Annotated in this window: 9 protein-coding genes; 3 read left to right on the top strand and 6 right to left on the bottom strand. The window is 69.9% G+C overall.

The features are described 5' to 3' along the window. Nucleotides 1–45: 45 nt before the first annotated feature. The 3 genes from ABZY45_RS00105 to ABZY45_RS00095 all read right to left on the bottom strand — a co-directional run bounded on the left by ABZY45_RS00105 (nt 46) and on the right by ABZY45_RS00095 (nt 6,848). On the bottom strand, nt 46–5,097 hold the full coding sequence (locus tag ABZY45_RS00105; protein ID WP_356734459.1) for an NAD-glutamate dehydrogenase: 5,052 nt from the start codon (nt 5,095–5,097) through the stop codon (nt 46–48). A gap of 501 nt (nt 5,098–5,598) precedes the next feature. After that, complete coding sequence (locus tag ABZY45_RS00100; protein WP_356734457.1) at nt 5,599–6,270, bottom strand: HAD family hydrolase; 672 nt, start codon at nt 6,268–6,270, stop codon at nt 5,599–5,601. A gap of 71 nt (nt 6,271–6,341) precedes the next feature. Then, nucleotides 6,342–6,848, bottom strand: a complete 507-nt coding sequence (locus tag ABZY45_RS00095) for a hypothetical protein (protein WP_356734455.1) — start codon at nt 6,846–6,848, stop codon at nt 6,342–6,344. A gap of 278 nt (nt 6,849–7,126) precedes the next feature. On the opposite strand from ABZY45_RS00095, the gene ABZY45_RS00090 reads away from it, so the two are divergent. Further along, the gene (locus tag ABZY45_RS00090; protein WP_356734453.1) at nt 7,127–7,543 is read left to right on the top strand and encodes an Rv3235 family protein; all 417 of its coding nucleotides are present in this window, start codon (nt 7,127–7,129) and stop codon (nt 7,541–7,543) included. Nucleotides 7,544–7,842: 299 nt separating this feature from the next. Here the strand turns inward: ABZY45_RS00090 and secA are convergent, their stop codons facing one another. Then, complete coding sequence (secA, locus tag ABZY45_RS00085) at nt 7,843–10,662, bottom strand: preprotein translocase subunit SecA (protein WP_356734451.1); 2,820 nt, start codon at nt 10,660–10,662, stop codon at nt 7,843–7,845. 240 nt (nt 10,663–10,902) lie between these two features. On the opposite strand from secA, the gene ABZY45_RS00080 reads away from it, so the two are divergent. Together ABZY45_RS00080 and ABZY45_RS00075 are read left to right on the top strand one after the other, a co-directional pair. Then, on the top strand, nt 10,903–11,493 hold the full coding sequence (locus ABZY45_RS00080) for a GNAT family N-acetyltransferase (RefSeq protein WP_356734449.1): 591 nt from the start codon (nt 10,903–10,905) through the stop codon (nt 11,491–11,493). Nucleotides 11,494–11,503: 10 nt separating this feature from the next. Next, complete coding sequence (locus tag ABZY45_RS00075) at nt 11,504–12,679, top strand: crosslink repair DNA glycosylase YcaQ family protein (protein WP_356734447.1); 1,176 nt, start codon at nt 11,504–11,506, stop codon at nt 12,677–12,679. 34 nt (nt 12,680–12,713) lie between these two features. Here ABZY45_RS00075 and ABZY45_RS00070 read toward each other — a convergent pair whose 3' ends face one another. Then, nucleotides 12,714–13,466 (bottom strand): response regulator transcription factor, encoded by a 753-nt coding sequence (locus ABZY45_RS00070; RefSeq protein ID WP_356734445.1) that lies wholly within the window; start codon nt 13,464–13,466, stop codon nt 12,714–12,716. A gap of 195 nt (nt 13,467–13,661) precedes the next feature. Further along, nucleotides 13,662–14,351 carry a ribosome-associated translation inhibitor RaiA gene (gene raiA, locus ABZY45_RS00065; RefSeq protein ID WP_356734443.1) on the bottom strand — a complete coding sequence of 230 codons (690 nt, stop codon included), beginning with the start codon at nt 14,349–14,351 and terminating at the stop codon, nt 13,662–13,664. Between the last annotated feature and the right edge of the window lie 35 nt (nt 14,352–14,386).

Below are 14,386 nucleotides of genomic sequence, written 5' to 3'. Positions count from 1 at the left end.
CCGGCGGACGGCTGTGTGTCGCGGCCCGTCAGGCCGCTCCGCGGGTCAGGCGTGCGTACGCAGCAGCGTCCGCATGGTCCGCATGGCCACCGACAGGTTCGCCAGGTCGAAGGCCTCCGAGCTGCGGATCTCCTCCAGGGTGGAGCGCGAGCGCGCCAGGATCGCCGCGTTCTTCTCCTCCCACGCCGTGAACCGCTGCTCCGGCGACGACGCCCCGTTGCCGACGGACAGCACGTCCGAGGTGAGCGCGGCGTGCGCGGCGTACAGGTCCTCGCGGATGGAGGCGCGGGCCATGGACTGCCAGCGGTCGGCCCGCGGCAGCTCGATGATCCGGTCCATCAGCTGGGTGATCCCCAGCCGGTCGGCGAGGTCGTAGTACACCTCGGCGACCGCCAGCGGGTCCTTGTCCGTACGGTCGGCGATCGCCACGATGTCGAGCGCCGGGAAGGCCGAGGAGAATCCGGCCACCCGGATCGCCAGGTCCTCGGGGACCCCCACCGAGGTGAGCTCGTCGAGGATCGACCCGTACCACTCGGCGTCGGCACCCTTGAGCAGCTTGGGCAGCTCGTTCCAGACACGCTCGACGCCGTCGCGGAAGAACGCGACGGTCTCCGCGATCCCGACCGGCTGCGGGCGGTTGCCGAGCAGCCAGCGCGAGCCGCGCTCTACGAGCCGGCGCGAGTGCAGCCTGATCCGGGTCAGCACATCGGCGGCGACCGTGTTGTCGAGCGCCTCCACGGCGTCCCACACGTCCGACAGGCCGAAGATCTCACGGGCGGCGTACTGCGCCCGCACGATCTCCTCCAGCGACGCCCCGGTCTCCTCGCGGAGCCGGTGCAGGAACGTCGAGCCACCGGTGTTGACCGTGTCGTTGACCAGCACCGTCGTGATGATCTCGCGGCGCAGCGCGTGCCCGTCGACCGCCTCGGGGAACCGCTTGCTCAGTTGCTCGGGGAAGTAGGCGTGCACCAGCTTCTGCAGGTGCGCGTCGTCCGGCAGGCTGGTGGTGATCAGCTCCTCCGCCGCCGTGATCTTGGTGTAGGCGAGCAGCACGGCCAGTTCGGGCTGGCTGAGGCCCTTGCCGTGGTTCAGCAGCTCGCGGATCTGGCGGTCGTTCGGCAGGAACTCCAGCGCCCGGTCCAGGTGCCCCTCGCGGCCGAGCCTGCGCATGAAGCGCTGGTGGGCGTGGAGGAGCGAAGGCGCCTGGGCACAGGCGTTGGCGAGCGCGATGTTCTGCGCGTAGTTGTTGCGCAGCACGAGCCGGCCGACCTCGTCGGTCATCTCCGCGAGCACCTTGTTGCGCTGCTTCACCGTCAGGTCGCCGTCCCTGACGAGACCGTTGAGCAGGATCTTGATGTTCACCTCGTGGTCGGAGGTGTCCACACCGGCGCTGTTGTCGATGGCGTCGGTGTTGATCCGGCCGCCCGCCCGCGCGAACTCGATGCGGCCGAGCTGGGTCGCCCCGAGGTTGCCGCCCTCACCGACGACACGGGCCCGCAGGTCCGCGCCGTTCACCCGGATCGCGTCGTTCGCCTTGTCACCGACGTCGGCGTTCGACTCGGCCGAGGACTTGATGTAGGTGCCGATGCCGCCGTTCCACACGAGGTCGACCGGCGCCTTGAGGATGGCCTGCATCAGCTCGGCGGGCGTCATCTTCGTGACCTTGGCCTCGATGCCGAGCGCCGCGCGGATGTGCGAGTTGATCGGGATCGACTTGGCGGAACGCGGGTGGATGCCACCACCGGCGGACAGCAGGTCCGTGCTGTAGTCCGCCCAGGAACTGCGCGGCAGATCGAACAGCCGGCGCCGCTCGGCGTACGAGGTGGCGGCGTCCGGCTCCGGGTCGATGAAGATGTGCCGGTGGTCGAAGGCGGCAACCAGCCTGATGTGCTCGGAGAGCAGCATCCCGTTGCCGAACACGTCACCGGACATGTCGCCGACGCCGACGACGGTGAAGTCCTCCGTCTGGGTGTCGTGGCCCAGTTCGCGGAAGTGCCGCTTCACGGACTCCCAGGCACCGCGGGCGGTGATGCCCATGCCCTTGTGGTCGTAGCCGGCCGAGCCGCCGGACGCGAAGGCGTCGCCCAGCCAGAAGCCGTACGCGACGGCGACGTCGTTGGCGATGTCGGAGAAGCTCGCGGTCCCCTTGTCGGCTGCGACCACGAGGTAGGTGTCGTCCTCGTCGTGCCGGACGACTTCGGCGGGGTGGACGACCTCCCCCGTCACCATGTTGTCGGTGATGTCGAGCAGCGCCGAGATGAAGATCTTGTAGCAGGCGATGCCCTCGGCGAGCCAGGCGTCACGGTCCACAGCCGGGTCGGGCAGCTGCTTGGCGACGAAGCCGCCCTTGGCCCCCACCGGCACGATCACCGTGTTCTTGACCATCTGCGCCTTGACCAGACCGAGGATCTCCGTACGGAAGTCCTCGCGCCGGTCCGACCAGCGCAGCCCGCCACGCGCGACCTTCCCGAAGCGCAGGTGGACACCCTCGACGCGCGGCGAGTAGACCCAGATCTCGAACGCCGGGCGCGGTGCCGGGAGATCGGGGATGGCCTGCGGGTCGAACTTCATCGAGACGTAGTTGTGCGGCTCGTGGTCGTCGGCCAGCTGGAAGTAGTTCGTCCGCAGCGTGGCCTTGATGACGGTGAGGAACGACCGCAGGATCCGGTCCTCGTCCAGTGAAGCGACCTGGTCGAGGGCCCCGTCCAGCTCCTCCAGCAGCCCGTCGGTCAGTTCCGTACCGGCCTTCTGCCGGGCCGGGGACATCCGGGCCTCGAAGAGGGAGACGAGCAGCCGTGTGGTGTGGACGTTGTTGCGGAGGGTGTCCTCCATGTAGTCCTGGCTGAAGGTCGAACCCGCCTGGCGCAGGTACTTCGCGTAGGCGCGCAGCACCATGGCCTGACGCCAGTCGAGGCCGGCGCCCAGGACGAGGGAGTTGAAGCCGTCGTTCTCGGCCTCGCCGGTCCAGATGGCCGCGAAGGCCTCCTGGAAGCGGTCCCGGGCGTCGTCGGCGAGGTAGTCGCCGTTGCCCGTGGCCTTCTTGGGCAGGCGCAGCCCGAAGTCGTAGATCCAGGCGTGCGTGCGGTCGGCGCAGCGCAGCTCGTACGGCCGCTCGTCGACGACCTCGACGCCGAGCCGCTGGAGCGCGGGGAGCACGGCGGAGAGCGAGACCTGCTCGCCGGTCCGGTAGATCTTGAACCGGCGCTCGGCGGGGCCCGCGCCGACCGGCTCGTACAGGCTCAGCGCGAAGTCCTTGGGCTCGCTCTTGAGCGCTTCGAGGTGCACCAGGTCGGCCACGGCGGCACGCGGTGAGTGGTCCGCCTTGTAGCCCTCGGGGAAGGACTGCCCGTAACGGCGCATGAGTTCGGCGGCGCGCTCCTCGCCGCACTCCGCGTTGAGTGCCTCCTGGAAGCCGTCGGACCAGGAGCGGGCGGCCTCGACGAGGCGCCCCTCGATGCGGTCCGCGTCGGCGTCGGTGAGGTGCGGGAGCTCGGTGCCCGGCGGGACCCGGACGACGAAGTGCAGCCGGGAGAGGATCGACTCCGTGTTCCAGGCCGTGAAGTCGACGCTGGTGCCGCCCAGTTCCTCCTTGAGGATGTCGATCAGGCGGAGCCGCACCCCGGTGGTGTAGCGGTCGCGCGGGAGGTAGACGAGGGCCGAGTAGTAGCGCCCGTACTCGTCCTGGCGGAGGTAGAGCCGCAGCCGGCGGCGCTCCTGGAGGTACAGCACGGAGGTGACGATGGAGCGCAGCTGGTCGACGGGGGTCTGGAACAGCTCGTCACGCGGGTAGGTCTCCAGGATCTGGAGGAGGTCACGGCCGTCGTGGCTGTTGGGCGTGAAGCCCGCCCCTTCCAGCACCTCGGCGACCTTGCGCCGCACCACGGGCACCCGGCGCACCGACTCGGTGTACGCGGCGGACGAGAAGAGACCGAGGAAGCGCCGCTCACCGATGACGTTGCCGTCGGCGTCGAACTTCTTCACGCCGACGTAGTCGAGGTAGCTGGGGCGGTGCACGGTCGCCCTGCTGTTGGCCTTCGTCAGGATGAGGAGCTTGTGCTCACGGGCCTTGGCCCGGGCGTCGGCGGGCAGCCGGTCGAAGGACGGGCTCACCGGGTGGGCCTCGTCCTCGCTGTGCTTCGGGTCGGAGCGCAGGATGCCGAGGCCGGTTCCGGGGACGGCCGTCAGCGCGTCGGAGTCGCGGAGCTCGTACTCGCGGTAGCCGAGGAACGTGAAGTGGTCGGCGGCGAGCCAGCGCAGCAGTTCACGGGCCTCCTCGACCTCCTCGTCGGCCAGCTCGTCGAGCGGCTCCGAGGGAAGGTCCTCGGCGATCCGCAGCGCGGCGTCGCGCATCTTGTCCCAGTCCTCGACGGTCTCCCGTACGTCGGACAGGACGCGGAGCAGATCGGCGGTGATCTGCTTCAGGTCCGCACGGTCCGTCTCCCGGTCGATCTCGACGTGGATCCACGACTCGACGAGCGCGTCGTGCGGCAGGTCGGCCCTGGCCTCCTTGCGGCCCTTGGCGCCCGTGGTGCCGTCGCGCCGGGGGCGGTCCTCGGCAAGCACCTCGATCAGCTTGCCGGTGACATCGCGGCGGACCACGACCTGCGGGTGGATCACCAGGTGGATGCCACGGCCCTGCCGGGACAGCTCGTTGGTGACCGAGTCGACCAGGAAGGGCATGTCGTCGGTGACGACCTCGACGACGGAGTGGCTGCTCGTCCAGCCGTTCTCCTCCACGGTCGGGGTGTGCACCCGGACGTTCGCGGTGCCCTGGGGACGGCTCTCGGCGAGCCGGTAGTGCGACGAAGCGGCGCCGAAGACGTCGACCGGGTCGCGGTCGGTGATGTCCTCCGGAGCGGTGTGCAGGTAGTAGCGCTGGAAATAGGCGAGCAGCATCTCCCGGGCCGACGGCTCACCCTGGGCGGCCTCGGTGCCGTCCGCCGCTTCGCTGCCGGTCCCGGCTCCGGTCCCTGCTTCGGCAAGGTGTACCCGGAGGCCGCCTCCCGGGCCACCGACACCACCGCCCGGACTGTTGTCAGCTACCCGGGCCGCTCGTGCGAGCAGCTCGGCCTTGGCTTCGTCCAGCTTGGTCTGCATGTCCTCTGGCTCCTGTCGCGCGCCGTTGCGTGACGTAGGTGTAAACGACGACGTACCGCCACGACGCGGGGTTTCCGGTCTGGATCGACGCTATGCCGCCTGGGGAGATTCCCGGGACCATATCGGCCATTTTCGGCAGACCGCCCGGGACGCGGAGATCGCGGATCGCCCGGGCGCTGTGGCACTCCGGGCGCAGGCCGGGGGCTTCGCTGCCCCCGAGGCGTATCGCGCTGATCACGGCCCCAGGCTATCCCTCTCGCACCCACAACCGTCATGAGCCGCATATGTACAAAAGAACGCCCCGAACTTTGACACTCTGGACATCGCACGGAGTCCCCGTGGCGCGTATCGGGTCCTTGCGCCACGTATCGCCCCGGAGTCCCGTCCGCCGCGCTCAGGCTCAGTGCACCGCGCTCAGGCCGCGCTCAGACTCAGCGCACCGCCCGTGGAGCTCGGTGCGCCGTGCTCGGGGCTCTGAGCTCGGTCGCCCACGCCTTGAGCTCAGTCCGCCATCAGCCCTGCCAGGGCCACCGCTTCGGCCAGCGTGTCCACCACGGGGACGCCCGCCGCTTCCAGGCTGCTCCTGCTGTGCGAGCCGCCGGTGTAGAGCACCGCGCGCGCCCCGACGTGCGCCGCCGCCACGGCGTCGTCCACCGCGTCACCGATGACGACCGCCCGCTCGGGAGGGATGCCGCCCAGCACCTCGAAGTGGCGTGCCATGTGCTGCGCCTTGCTGCCGCCCGAGGGCCCCGTGCGGCCGTCGACCCGCACGAAGTGACGCTCGATGCCGTACGCCCGCACGACGGGGACCAGGTGCTCATGGCCGTACATGCTCAGCAGCGAGTGGCTCCCGCCCGCCCTCTTCCACCGGTCCAGCACCTCCTCGGCGCCGGCGGTCAGTCCGCAGCCATCCCGCCGCTCGGTGTAGTGGCGGTGGAAGAGGCCGTCCATGCGCTCCCACTCGGCGGGAGTGGGCAGCCTGCCCATGAGCCGCTCGTAGAACTTGGGTATCGGCACGCAGTACGTCTCGCGGTACTGCTCCAGCGTGAGCGGAGCGAGGTCGACCTCCGCGAACGCGGCGTTGGTCGCCCCGAGGACTGCCTCGATGTCGTCGAGCAGTGTGCCGTTCCAGTCCCAGACCAGGTGGGTGCGGTGCTTCCCCGATGTCGCCATGGAGAGAAAATACTCGCCCGGTACGACAGACGCCCCGGGCTCTCGCGTCCGTGCTTGCGCGCCCCGCGTTCTCAGGCGAGGAGGCCGGGGATCTCCTGGATCCCGAACCACAGGAGTTCGTGGTCCTCCGCGCCGTCCACGGTGAACCGGGCGTCGTCGTCGCCCAGGTCCGCCGCCCCGAGGGCCGCGGCAGCCGCGGCGACGTCCTTCTCGGCGTCGTCCGAGTCGACGTGCACCGCGGCGGCCTTCGACAGCGGCACCGCGTCCGCGATCCGCACCTCACCGAGGGACGAGGCGTCCAGGATGTGGTCCGGATCGGCGACCGCCGCGCCGTCCGGCACGTCGAGGGCCACGACGACACGGCGCCGGGGCTCGTCCGGCTTGCCCGCGATCAGCCGCAGGGAGGCGGCGGCCGCCCGGTTGAGCGCCGCGTACTCGAGCTCCTCGATGTCGTCGGAGACGTACCACTCGCGCAGCCCCGGCGTCACCGCGTACGCGGTGAGCGGCCCCGGTCCGATCTCGCCCGCCCCGTGCACCGCGGCAAGACCGGAGAGTGTCAGGGGGACGTACACACGCATGGCTGACCGCTTTCGTAGTCGATGACGCCATCAGGATACGTGGGGCGTCCCCCTTCGGGGTTGCCGATCCACCCCCCGTCGTCCACCGCGCGACGCCCGTCACCCCCGCCGTTCCCTTGCGGCGCGGGGCCCGTCACCTGGATAGGTGATCCCGTCGGGGGCCCTGCGGCGCCCCTGCCGCGCTTGCGAGGCCGCCGACCGGCCCCGTAGAAGGTCCCCAGCAGAAGTTACCGCCCGGTACCGCCGGGCGTCGGACAGCAGCCACGGGGGCTACGAACATGAGCACCGACAGGACGAGGCCGGCCGGACGGCACGACCGCAGCAGGCCGGGCACCGTACCGGCACAACGGCCCCGCAGGCCCCTGCGGCCGCACCAGTGGTTCGCGGAACGCCTGCTCGCCGTCCTGAGTGGCCAGCGCCCGGTGCACTGGATGCTGGGCCACACCATCGGCGAGGCCTACGACCAGCTCGCCGAGCTCGCCCCGGACGCACCGCTCGGCGCGGGGCGCAGGCGGCCGGTCGTACGCACCTGCCACGGCACCCAGCCCGCCGACGGCGTGGTCGAGGCATTCGCCAGCATCGCCACGGGGGAACAGGTCCGGGCCATGGCCTTCCGCCTGGAACAGGGCCCCGACCTCCGCTGGCGCTGCGCCGCCATCGACCTCGGAGGGGAACGCCTCACCGCGGCCAGATGACCCCTCCCGGGGAGCCCGGGCCGTGCGCAGGGCCGCATGGGGCGCCTGCGAGGGGGCCGCCGCCGGGGCACACCAGGCCCCACGAGGCTCCTGCGGGCCGCTGGGGCCCGCGGGTGGCCCGTGGGGCCCCAGCCGGCCCGCAGGAGCCGGAGAACCCGCACAGACGGTCCTGGGCCGGACACCGTGTGGTGTCCGGCCCAGGCCCTCTGTGCGGGTTATGCGTCTCGCGAGCCGCGTACTGCGCGGGTGCACGCCCCGGCGGTGGGCGCGGGGTACGCGCCCCCAGGGGTGCGCTCTCGCTACTTCTTGCGGCGCCGGCCGCCGGCGCTCTTCTGCGCCTTGCGGCGCTCCGCACGCGTCAGTCCGTCGCCCTCGGAGCGCGCGGCGTCACCGTTGGAGAAGTCGCCCTCGACGACCCCGCCCTCCCCGTCCACCGTGGGAGCGGAGAAGTGCAGCCGGTCCGGACGCTGCGGCGCGTCCAGGCCCTTGGCCCGGATCTCCGGACGCCCGGCCCCGGCGGCCACCGGCGCGCCCTTGTCCAACGAGGTCCGCTCGCCCGCGTCCTGCACCGGGACCTCCTCGACCTGCTGCTCGACCTGGACCTCCAGGTTGAACAGGTAGCCGACGGACTCCTCCTTGATGCCCTCCATCATGGCGTTGAACATGTCGAAACCCTCGCGCTGGTACTCGACCAGCGGGTCCTTCTGCGCCATGGCCCGCAGGCCGATGCCCTCCTGGAGGTAGTCCATCTCGTAGAGGTGCTCACGCCACTTACGGTCCAGGACGGAGAGCACCACGCGACGCTCCAGCTCGCGCATGATGTCCGAGCCGAGCGTCTTCTCCCGCTCCTCGTACTGCTCGTGGATGTCGTCCTTCACCGACTCGGCGATGAAGTCGGCCGTGACCCCGGCGAGGTCACCTGCGGCGTCCTCCAGCTCGGCGACCGTCACCTTCACCGGGTAGAGCTGCTTGAAGGCGCCCCACAGCCGGTCCAGGTCCCACTCCTCGGCGAAGCCCTCCGCCGTCTCCTGGCGGATGTAGTCGTCGATCGTGTCGTCCATGAAGTGACGGATCTGGTCCTGGAGGTCCTCGCCCTCCAGAACGCGCCGGCGCTCGCCGTAGATGACCTCGCGCTGCCGGTTGAGCACCTCGTCGTACTTCAGGACGTTCTTACGCGTCTCGAAGTTCTGCTGCTCCACCTGCGACTGCGCGGAGGCGATCGCCCGGGTGACCATCTTGTTCTCGATCGGCACGTCGTCGGGAACGTTGGCCATCGACATGACGCGCTCGACCATCTGCGCCTTGAAGAGCCGCATCAGGTCATCGCCCAGCGACAGGTAGAACCGGGACTCGCCCGGGTCGCCCTGACGGCCGGAACGGCCGCGCAGCTGGTTGTCGATACGCCGCGACTCGTGGCGCTCCGTGCCCAGCACGTACAGCCCGCCGAGCGCCTTGACCTCTTCGAACTCCGCCTTCACGGCCTGCTCGGCCTTCTCCAGCGCGGCGGGCAGGGCGGCAGCCCATTCCTCGACGTGGTCGACCGGGTCGAGACCGCGCTGGCGCAGCTCCGCCTCGGCGAGATCGTCCGGGTTCCCGCCGAGCTTGATGTCGGTGCCTCGGCCGGCCATGTTCGTGGCGACCGTGACCGCGCCCTTGCGGCCGGCCTGGGCGACGATGGTCGCCTCACGGTCGTGCTGCTTGGCGTTGAGGACCTCGTGCTGGACACCGCGCTTGGAGAGCTGCTGCGAGAGGTACTCCGACTTCTCGACGGAGGTCGTGCCGACCAGGATCGGCTGCCCCTTCTCGTGCTTCTCGGCGATGTCGTCGACGACCGCGGCGAACTTCGCGACCTCGGTGCGGTAGATCAGGTCCGACTGGTCGGCGCGGACCATCGGCCGGTTCGTCGGGATCGGCACGACGCCCAGCTTGTAGATCTGGTGGAACTCTGCGGCCTCGGTCATCGCCGTACCGGTCATGCCCGAGAGCTTGTCGTACAGGCGGAAGAAGTTCTGCAGGGTGATCGTGGCGAGGGTCTGGTTCTCGTCCTTGATGTCCACCCCTTCCTTCGCCTCGATGGCCTGGTGCATGCCCTCGTTGTAACGGCGGCCCGCGAGGATACGGCCGGTGTGCTCGTCGACGATCATGACTTCGCCGTCGATGACGACGTAGTCCTTGTCCTTCTTGAAGAGTTCCTTGGCCTTGATCGCGTTGTTGAGGTAACCGACGAGCGGGGTGTTCACCGACTCGTAGAGGTTGTCGATCCCGAGCCAGTCCTCGACCTTCGAGACACCGGGCTCGTGGATGGCCACCGTCCGCTTCTTCTCGTCGACCTCGTAGTCGCCGGTCTCCTCGATGCCCTTCAGCGGGTTGCCCGCCTCGCCCCTGGTGAGACGCGTGACCAGCTTGGCGAAGTCGCCGTACCACTTGGTGGCCTGGTCGGCGGGACCGGAGATGATCAGCGGCGTACGGGCCTCGTCGACGAGGATCGAGTCGACCTCGTCGACGATGGCGAAGTTGTGGCCACGCTGGACGAGCTCGTCCTTGGACCACGCCATGTTGTCGCGGAGGTAGTCGAATCCGAACTCGTTGTTGGTGCCGTACGTGATGTCACAGGCGTACTGCTCACGGCGCTGCGCCGGGGTCATGTTGGCGATGATGCAGCCGACCTCGAGACCGAGGAACTTGTGCACCCGGCCCATCAGCTCGGAGTCACGCTCGGCCAGGTAGTCGTTGACCGTGATCAGGTGCACGCCCTTGCCTGAGAGCGCGTTGAGATACGCGGGCAGGGTGCCGACGAGGGTCTTGCCCTCACCGGTCTTCATCTCGGCGACGTAGCCGAGATGCAGGGCGGCGCCGCCCATCATCTGTACGTCGTAGTGGCGCTGTCCGAGAACGCGCTTCGCGGCCTCACGGACGGTCGCGAATGCTTCGGGAAGCAGGTCGTCCAGGCTCTCGCCGTCCGCGTACCGTTCCTTGTACTCGTCGGTGAGCGCCCGCAGCTCGGCGTCGGAGAGGTTGACGAAGTCCTCTTCGATGGAGCTGACCTGGTCCGCGATGCGGTGCAGTTTGCGCAGGATCTTGCCTTCGCCTGCACGCATGAGCTTGTTGAAGACGGACACTGAGGCTGGTCTCCTTGCCGGTCGGGCCTGGCACTGGGTCGTGTGATGGACTCTGGCGCGGGCACGGCAGGTGGGCCCCACCGCAACGGCCATCGTAAGCGAGGACCCCACCACGCCGGGAGGGCTGCTGCCGCGTTGTCCCCGCCGCACCCTTCCAGGACAACGGACAGAGGGGACGGAAGGTGCCGGGCAGCCCGAAAAGTGCTCGCGTCCCACGCCCTCACTCACCAGAATTCCCGCATGGAACCCACCACCGTCACCACCGAGCGCCTGCTCCTGCGGCCTTTCGGGCCCGAGGACGCGGAGGCGACCTACGCGGCCTGCCAGGATCCGGCGATCCAGCGCTGGACAGTCGTGCCCTCCCCGTACACCCGTGCCGACGCGGAACTCTTCACGGGGAAGCTCTCGCCCGCGGGCTGGCAGGACGACTCGATGTACAACTTCGCGGTACTGCTGCGGGACGGCGGACCTCTCGTCGGCGCGCTCGGTCTCAACCGCCGCGAATCCCCGGGAACGTACGAGGTCGGCTACTGGACGGCCCGGGAACACCGCGGCGTCGGACTCATGACGGAAGCGGTGCTCGGGGCCGCCCGCTGGGCCTTCACCGCCCTCGGCACGGACCGTCTGGAGTGGCGGGCCGAGGTCGGCAACGTCCCGTCACGGGCCGTCGCCCTGCGTGCGGGCTTCCGCATGGAGGGCGATCAGCGGGCGGCGCTGCTCAACAAAGGGGTCCGGCGCGACACCTGGTCCGGCTCACTGCTCCCGGCCGACCTGGGACTGCCCGGCACCCAGCCGTATCTGCCGGCCCCCGATGTCAGTGGCGCCCCCTAGGGTTCGGCACATGACGTCTGTGCCGCAGCCCGTTCTGGAACTCTCCGCCGACCAGGCACGCCGCATCGCCCTGCGCGCGCAGGGCCTCCTGGGCGCGCCCGACCGCCGGGGCGGGGTCCCGGGCGTGCTGCGCCATCTCGGGGCGGTTCAGCTCGACACGATCTCGGTCCTGGCCAGGTCGCACGAGCTCGTGCCGTACGCCCGTCTCGGGGCGCTCGGCCGCCGCGCGGTGGAGGAGGCGTACTGGTCGGGGGGCCGCTCGTTCGAGTACTGGTCGCACGCCGCGTGCATCCTGCCCGTCGAGGAGTGGCCGCACTTCGCCTTCCGCCGCCGCGCCTACCGCTCCCGGCCGCACTGGGGCCACGACCTGCCCGACGGGGCCTACGAGACGGTGATCAAGCAGCTGCGCAGCGAGGGACCGCTGACGGCGACCGAGCTCGGCGGCGCGAAGAACGGCGGCGAGTGGTGGGACTGGTCCGCTTCCAAGGTCGCCGTCGAACGCGCCCTGATGTACGGCGAGGTGGTGTGCACGGAGCGGCGCGGGTGGAAGCGGCTCTACGACCTCGCCGAGCGCGCGATTCCCGACGCCCTGCTCCACGACGACCTGGACGACGCCGAGTGCGCGCGACGGCTGGTGGCCCTGGCCGGACGTTCGCTGGGCGTCGGCACCCGGGCGGACATCGCCGACTACCACCGGCTCAAGGGCGAGCAGTTCGACGCCGTCGTGGCGGACTCCGGGCTGGTGCCGGTGTCGGTGCGGGGCTGGACGAAGCCCGCCTGGGCTCACCCGGAGGCGCTGGCCTCCGAGCCGCGCGGCCGGCACCGCACGACGCTGCTGTCGCCCTTCGACTCCCTGATCTGGGAACGGGCGCGCACGGAGCGGATCTTCGGCTTCACCCACCGCCTGGAGGCGTACGTCCCCCGGCCCAAGCGGGTCCACGGCTACTTCGCCATGCCCCTGCTGGCGGGCGGGCAGTTGCGCGGCCGGGTCGACCCGGCGAGGGAGGGGGCCACGCTGGTCGCCCGCCAGGTGTCTCTTGACGGCGGGAAGTCCGTGGCGCCGATGGCCGAGGCGCTCGTCGAAGCCGCGTCCTGGGTCGGCTGCACGGACGTGCGGCTGGAGCGGGTCGATGCCCCGGAGCTGCGCGCACCGCTCGCCGCGGAGATCGCCCGCATCCTGGCGTAGGGCCTGCCGTCCGGGACGGGCCGTTCCGTGGGCACTACCTGATCTCGAGGATCTTCTCCCGCATGGCATAGACCACGGCTTCCATGCGGGAGTGCAGCTGGAGCTTCTCCAGGATATTGCGGACGTGGTTCTTCACCGTGTTCTCGGAAATGAACAGCTCTTTGGCGATATCCCGGTTGTTCATGCCCGTGGCGACGAGTTTGAGCACTTCCAGCTCCCGGTCGGTGAGACGCGGTGCGGGCACGAGCCGGCGTTCGTCGGTGCGCTGAATCATCGACTTGAACTCGGTGAGGAGTTTGGAAGCCATCGACGGACTGATCTGGGACTGGCCGTCCGCCACCGCGCGAATGGCCGTGGCCACCTCGTCGGTGGAGATCTCCTTGAGGAGGTAACCGGTCGCACCGGCCTTGATCGCCTCGTAGAGGTCGGCCTCCTCGTCGCTGATCGTCAGCATGATGATCTTCGCGCTGGGAGCGACCTCCTTGATGGACGTGCACGCCTCGATCCCACCACGCTTGGGCATCCGTACGTCCATCAGCACGATGTCGGGCAGCAGGTCCGCCGCCTTGTCGACCGCCTCGGCCCCGTCCCCCGCCTCCCCGACGACCTGGATGTCCTCCTCCTGGGCGAGGACGATCTCCAAGCCCCTGCGGAAGAGCGCGTGGTCGTCCACCACCAGCACCCTGATGGGTTCCTTGCGGGAACTTCCGTCGTCCGCCACGGAATCCGCACCGGCAGCGCTGTCGGCATCGTTCGTCCCGCGCACGGGCCCGAAGGTGTCCGCCATCGTTCCTCCCCCTGAAGGCCACTGCCCGAGGTCACAAGCTGTCCGCCAACGGCAGTGCGCAGAGCACCGATTGGCCTGGGACGCCATGCTTTCATGCCTGGCCCCCGAAGCGGTGCCCCCGCGGTCGCACGCGATGCCCCTGGTGGCGCGAAAGACGCTTCCAGGGGCACCGCGTGTCGACTGTGAATGGGGGCGTCAGCCGCCGAGCGCACCGCCCGCGCCGCCCGCCCCGTCCGAGGCGAGCGGGTCGGTCCTCAGGTGGATGACACCGTAGTCGTAGGCATGCCGCCGGTAGACGACACTGGGCTCCTTGGTCTCGGAGTCGACGAACAGGTAGAAGTCGTGACCGACCAGCTCCATCTCGTAGAGCGCCTGGTCGAGCGTCATCGGTGCTGCGACGTGCGTCTTCTCGCGCACCACGAGCGGGCCTTCACCCTGCACCTCGAGCGAACCCATCCTGGTGGTGGGCACGGACGACGGTGTCTCCGCGGGGATCAGCTCGCCGTCCCCGTTGAACGAGGCGGCGCCGGGCACGACCTCCGCCACTTCCGCCGCCGACAGCCGGCCGTTGCCGCGCCTGCTGTAGCGCTTGTCGTGCTCCTTGCGCAGCCGTGCGTCCAGCTTGTCGGTGGCCAGGTCCAGCGCTGCGTACGGGTCGCCTGCCGCCGCTTCCGCCCGGATGACCGGCCCACGCGAGCGGAGCGTGATCTCCACCCTTGCAGCACGGTCGGCCTGACGGGGATTCGGCTCCTTGGACACCTCGACGTCAAGGCTGATCACCTTGCCGTCGAACTTCTGGATCTTGTCCAGCTTCAGCTTCTCGGCCACGTGCTTGCGGAACCGCTCGGGCACCTCGGTCTTGCGGCCCTTGACGACGATGTCCACGCAGAACTCCGTTCCCGGATCGCTCCGCTTCGGCG

The organism is Streptomyces sp. NPDC006516, from assembly GCF_040611875.1.
Taxonomy (GTDB): Bacteria; Actinomycetota; Actinomycetes; order Streptomycetales; family Streptomycetaceae; genus Streptomyces.
Note: the sequence above shows the minus strand (reverse complement) of the source record. Positions and strands in the feature narration are given on the sequence as shown.